At 46.6% G+C, this 6,165-nt stretch carries 5 protein-coding genes; 1 reads left to right on the forward strand and 4 read right to left on the reverse strand.

Annotation, left to right across the window (positions count from 1 at the left end; translation table 11 throughout):
• Positions 1-52: 52 nt before the first annotated feature.
• Positions 53-829 carry an exodeoxyribonuclease III gene (gene xth / locus ACKI5J_RS10665; protein ID WP_407429302.1) on the reverse strand — a complete coding sequence of 259 codons (777 nt, stop codon included), beginning with the start codon at positions 827-829 and terminating at the stop codon, positions 53-55.
• Positions 830-1,085: 256 nt separating this feature from the next.
• On the opposite strand from xth, the gene ACKI5J_RS10670 reads away from it, so the two are divergent.
• On the forward strand, positions 1,086-4,361 hold the full coding sequence (locus tag ACKI5J_RS10670) for a PAS domain S-box protein (RefSeq protein ID WP_407429304.1): 3,276 nt from the start codon (positions 1,086-1,088) through the stop codon (positions 4,359-4,361).
• A 33-nt stretch (positions 4,362-4,394) separates the two neighbouring features.
• On the opposite strand, the gene ACKI5J_RS10675 is transcribed toward ACKI5J_RS10670, so the two are convergent.
• From ACKI5J_RS10675 to ACKI5J_RS10685, 3 genes are all read right to left on the reverse strand, one after another.
• Entirely contained in the window at positions 4,395-4,865 is a 471-nt protein-coding gene (locus tag ACKI5J_RS10675; protein ID WP_407429306.1) for a hypothetical protein, read from the reverse strand.
• Positions 4,862-5,632 carry a DUF6624 domain-containing protein gene (locus tag ACKI5J_RS10680; RefSeq protein WP_407429308.1) on the reverse strand — a complete coding sequence of 257 codons (771 nt, stop codon included), beginning with the start codon at positions 5,630-5,632 and terminating at the stop codon, positions 4,862-4,864. Before ACKI5J_RS10680 ends, ACKI5J_RS10675 begins: the two co-directional genes overlap by 4 nt.
• 253 nt (positions 5,633-5,885) lie before the next feature.
• On the reverse strand, positions 5,886-6,165 hold a 280-nt coding region (locus ACKI5J_RS10685), incomplete at its 5' end, for a hypothetical protein (RefSeq protein WP_407429310.1).

Below are 6,165 nucleotides of genomic sequence, written 5' to 3' on the forward strand. Positions count from 1 at the left end.
CAGCAGGCCGGGTGCTCCATGCTCTCCTGCAGCTCCTAGCGTATACTTTTCATCATTCATCTGCGATCTCGATCCATACCGGACCGTGATCGCTCGTTTTCTCCCAGCCACGAACAAACCGGTCCACACCTGCAGCTTTCAAGCGCGCGTCGACGTTCGGACTGAGCAGAAAGTGGTCGATGCGCAGCCCCGCGTCGCGTCCATATGCGTTGCGGAAGTAATCCCAAAAGGTGTAGATCTTCTGGTCCGGATAAAGTTTTCTTAAGGCATCCGTCCAACCTTGTGCGACAAGATTGTGGAATGCCTGGCGCACTTCCGGTCTGAAAAGCGCATCCTCACCCCAACGCTCAGGTTTATAAACATCCAGTTCAGTAGGCATAACATTGTAATCACCGGCTATAACCACTGGCAAACCGGAGGTGATCAGGTCGGAGGCATGTGCCGTCAACCGTTCAAACCAGCGCATTTTATACTCCAGCTTAGGCCCCGGAGCAGGATTACCATTGGGAAGGTAAAGGCAGCAGATCAGCACCTTGTTTACGACAGCCTCTATATAGCGGCTATGCGTATCATCGGGATCACCCGGCAGCCCGCGCCGGATCTCCTGGATGTCCATGTTTTTGGCCAAAATTGCGACCCCGTTCCAGCTTTTCTGCCCATGCCAAATCGCATTGTACCCCGCCTCCCGAACAGCCTGCTCGGGAAATTTTTCTTGTGGCGCTTTCAGTTCCTGAAGACATACCACATCCGGTGCGGTTTCCTCCAGCCAGCGGAGCAACACCGGCAGTCTTCCATTCACTCCATTAACATTGTAGGTCGCTATTTTCATACGTATACTTTGTTTTAACCGCGATCAGAAGATATTCGGCATTTTATTGTTACTCTTCACCAGCAGCAAGTTTATGAAGTTATTATAAAAATCAAGCCATTTCAATATTTCCCCAAAACAGGAGGCGTTTTTCAAAGACTTGAAATTCCAAAAATCCGCTTCAGAATAATAATAAATAGTATATTGAAACCTGTTAACGTTTCCATTACGACGCCGGAATTAATATTCGGACATCTATATCGAAAAAAGGAGGATAATGAGGACCATAGAGATCATACAGTCGATATACAATTCGATGCCGATAGCCAGCATAATTATGTTGCCCAATCATCCGGAATATACCATTGCGGGCGTGAATGAGCGCTTTCTCCTCGGGGCGAATACTTCCAGGGCACAGCTGATCGGCAAAAGCTTCATAGAAGCTTTTGCCATGAACCCTGACGACCCTGGTTCGAAGTCAAAAAGTATAACTGACGCACTGCAGGAGGTTTTAAGATCAAAAGATGTTCACCGGGTTAAAGGCTACCGCTATGACCGCCCGATGCCCACAGGTGAGATGGAAGTCCGCTATTGGGACATAGATACCTATCCCCTGCTCGATGAAATGGGCAATGTAGAGTACATCATTCAAGCATCGCTAGATGTAACTACCCGGAAACTGGCCGAAATTAAACTGGAAAGAAGTAATGATAGATTAAACAAAATACTCAACAGCATCGCGAACGCGTTTTTTATGCTGGACAAAAACCACGTCGTGAGCTCCTGGAATGCGGCTGCAGAAACAGTCTCCAGGAGAAGCGCAGAGCAGGTCGTTGGAATGTCAATTTGGGACATTTATCCAACGGTGATGATACCAGCCCTAAAGGTTGCATGCCAAAGAGCAGAAAAGGAACAGATACAGGTCCAACTGGAACAGTACAATCCCGAAGTCAGCCGCTGGTATGAAATTACACTTCAACCCACCGACGAGGGACTCTTTGTGTCTTTCAAGGATATATCCTACCGTAAAGAAGCGGAAGAAAGAGCGCAAATAGCCTTTCAGCGCAACTACGACTTATTTAATTTCAGCCCGGTGCCGATGTGGGCTTATCACACCGACACTTTGCAAATGGTTGCATCGAATCAGGCCGCACAGACCGAATATGAGTATAGCGCAGATGAATTTCTCGAACTCACTGCCCGTGACGTTTGGGCCAAAGGAGAATTTACCCGGATGGACAAACTCATAGAGACTAAAGTCCGGCTCGGACTTCCGAATGCGGGCTTCGTTAAACATGTCACCAAAAGCGGAAAGGAACTGGATGTACAGATGAAAAGTCAGCCGCTGCCAACCTGGGGCAAAGAAATTCGGATTGTGATGGCCCTGGACATCACAGAAAAACTAAACGCTAGAAAAGAATTGTCAAGCAGCAAATCCAGGTTACAGGCCCTTGTGGATGCGCAGACGAACTACGTCATGCGTATAGACCAGCAGGGACGGTATACATATTACAACAACAAGTACAAAAACGATTTTAGCTGGGTTTACGGTACGGAAGACTTTTTAGGGGAAGACAGCAAGCGGACAGTAGTCCCCTACCATCAGGACCGGATCGCTGAAACCGCGCTAAAATGTTTACAGAACCCGGGAACGATCTATGAGCTTGAAATCGACAAGCGCAACAAAGACGGAAAGTATAAGGCAACTTTCTGGCATTTTTTAGCACTGGCAGACACTCCAGAGGATGAGCCAGAACTTCAGGGCATCGGCATAGATATCACAGAGCAGAAAAAGGTGCAAATGGACCTTCATGCGAGCAACGAGCGCTATGCATATGTGAACAAGGCAACCAACGATGCCATTTACGACTGGGATATCGTCAGTGATCACGTCGAGTGGGGAGCAGCCTACAGCCGTCTGTTCGGGCATCCATGTTCGGCAGATCGATATCCCATAAGCCAATGGGAGGCCCTGGTCCATCCCCTCGACCTGCATCGGATTGAAGAATCACTCACGGCAGCGCTTAATGATCCAGCGCAAACAAACTGGAAAGCAGAATACAATTTTAGAAAATCAGATGGTGAATATGCCTCTGTAGAGGAGAATGGATATATCATCAGAGATGGTCAGGGCCGCGGAATACGAATGATCGGTGTATTAAAAGACATAAGTGAGCGCAAAGCGTCTGCAGAAGCGCTTCAGGCCGCGAAAAACCGCTACAAGGAAGTTTTTGAACTGAGTCCTCAACCCATGTGGGTGTACGAGCTCGACACTTTGCGCTTTCTGGACGTAAACGCTGCGGCGATACAAAATTATGGGTTTAGTAAAGCGGAATTTCTTTCAATGACCCTGCTGGACATCAGACCGGAAAAAGATATTGAAACGCTGAAACGTATCGTGAAAGAGGATGTGCAGTGTGATAAGCCGCACAGCAACTTTTTCCAGCATCGGAAAAAAGACGGCGAAATCATCCGCGTGCTTGTTAAAGGCAATTCAATTAACTATGATGGTAAACTTGCGCGAATCGTAATTGCAATCGACGATACGGCGCGTATATCAGCGGAGGAGGCACTGAGAAGTAGTGAACGTCGGTTTAAAACCCTTATTCAGAATGGCTCTGACCTGATTATCATCATTAACCCCCAAGGTGCTTTTAAATACGTAAGTCCAAACGCTGAAAAGATACTGGGCTTGAACGCTGAAGTACTTTTAGGTCAGATGGCATCTGATTTTATACACGAAGAAGACCGGCCGCAGATTAGGGAGAAGATCAACCAGCTCGGGAACGCGGAACGCATCCAGCTTCCGCCATTCCGCATGATTCGCAACAATGGCGACATCCGGTGGTTGGAGATCATACTCACCAACATGGAGCACGATCCTGCCGTGCAGGGCATTGTCTGCAACGCCAGAGATGTTACGGAACGCATCGAGAATGAACTTAAAATTAGAGAACACCTGGAACGTTACAACATTGTCTCCAAGGCAACTAGCGATGCCATATGGGATCTGAAATTCCAGAGCGATGAACTCATATGGAATTATGCCATCACAGAGATTTTTGGATATAGCGAGGGGGGACACAATTACAACTGGTGGTATGAGCGTGTGCACCCGGAAGACAGGCCGCGGGTGACACAGGTTGTCCAGAACAGCATCGATAAAAAGGAACCACGCTGGAGCAGTGAATACCGATTCAGATGTGCCGATGACAGCTATAAATTTGTGCTTGACCGTGGTTTCCTGATTTTCGATGATGAAGGCGTGGCGCTGCGGATGATTGGTGCAATACAGGATATAACCCAACGCATCAATTACATTCATGAAATTGAAAGGCACAATTCGTTAATGCGCGAGATCGGATGGGCACAGGCGCACCTCGTGAGAGGACCGATGGCCAGGATCCTGGGTCTGCTGGAACTGCTCACGCTGCCGCAGTACGAAGACGTTGGCAACAAGGAATTGCTCCAGCATCTGAAAACCTCGGCCCAGGAACTGGATGAGGTAATCCGCCAGATTATCCACAAAAGCGAAAGTGGCCCTGAACCTTAAAACGCCGTGTCGGCAGCGAGCGGTAGTTGTTTGTCACTTATTCTCGTCATCTCGCTTATTCAACTGACCATAGATTTCAATCCACCTTTGCTCCGACTGTAGTATATTGAACTCGCTTTTTTTTAACGCGCGTAGCGTTAGCATTTTTCTAAGATGAAGCAAAGCCAGAAAATCCAAGGCTATTCCTATGTATTGCTCCTCACGTGTTAGCGCCGCAATTTTAGCAAAGGTGATGGCCGCTTCCAAGTTTTCGGAATTACTCATCCCACCTGCATAGGTTGATGCCCTGTTATAGTAGTCATAGACCTTTCGGAAATCACGCTGCCTATAAGCATCTTTAGAACCATCAATGAGCTGCTGCACCTGCACCCGATAGTTTGCGTCGAGCAACCTGAATTGCTTTCTGTTTACCTCATTATAAATAAAGCCATAGGATAGCGCATATAGCGAAAGCGACTGCATGCCCATTTTTTTTCTGCGCCTGTTTACTTTATATTCTTTCACGATTCGACGAAAGCCGGAAGCTTCTCCGTTCTGGTCCAGATGACCTGAGTTCCGTAACGCTGTTTGTAATTAAGGTTGCATTGTACCCGGTCATACAGGAACGCATAGTTCTCCATATTTAGCTCCTTCGTTCCCTTCAGTTTCTCCATTGCTGTCAGTGCAACTTGCTGAAAGGTTACATCCTGATCAGCATGCTGCACGATCAGCCACAAGTTATTTTGACCATCTCTCCCTATATCTGACCTCCTGGGCCAGCCGTAATGCTGTATGATTTCTTTCGCACGGGTGAGATTCCTATCATCGGATTGCTGGATTTTGGAATTGATAACGGTTAGTACGCTATCATTTGAGAACTGGGCACGCTTGAACCGTAGCTGCTGGTCTTTTAATGCCATCCGATTGATCTCCTCACGCAAGTCAGGTACTTCCAGAGTTGCTGCATATTCCTGTTCTTTAAGGATAGCAAGTTCTTCCAGTGCATTCCACTTAGGCTTTTCAGTTTCCCGTAGAAAGTCAAAATAAGGGTCAGCAATAAGGTATTCCGCTTCCGTCCCCTCGTTCAGTGCCGTATTTAGATAAAATAGAGCCTTTTTAGCACTATCGCTTAACGAATACACACCTGCAGCCTTATAAGCCGTAAGTGCATCGGGTGGCTGCAATGCAAATGCCTGATCATACTTATCAACGGCATCTTTATAATTTCCCTGCAGGTGCAGCAGACCCGCCTTGGCAATCAAATCCTGGTAGGTGCTGTCCTGTTGCGCCATGAGGCTTGTCGCACTGTAAAACCACAAATAAAAAATTATGGATACTTTCAATTGCCTTAAATTTACTTTCTACTGCCTTAGATTTACATCTTAGGAAATGAAATCGTACTTACAGTATGTTTTAAACTGGTAACCACCTGTATGGATAAGGAATCCAATGCCTTAAAGCTAGCTAAAATACCTGATCGAAAGGTATTGCATTGACAGAGAAGCGAATAGAAATAATCGGAATTCTTGTGGGTTGTACTTCGGTTTAACTACCAGAGCATGGTTGTGCAGGTTTATTGTTCATCTCAATGAGTTTAATTAACAATGATTTGAGTACGGGCTGAAACTTTTTTTCGATATACCTGTAAACCACGTAGGACAAAAAGATCATGAATGCTGAAACGGCCAGGAGCAAAACATACTTGTTCACCTGGTTACCCCACATCATAAAAGCGCCCACTCCAAATCCATGTAACAGGTAAAGCGGGTACGTGAGTACACCCAATTGTGCTGTAAATTTAAGTTTAGGAGAAGAAAGCTTTCCT

This window comes from Arcticibacter sp. (assembly GCF_045629565.1).
GTDB lineage: Bacteria > Bacteroidota > Bacteroidia > Sphingobacteriales > Sphingobacteriaceae > Arcticibacter.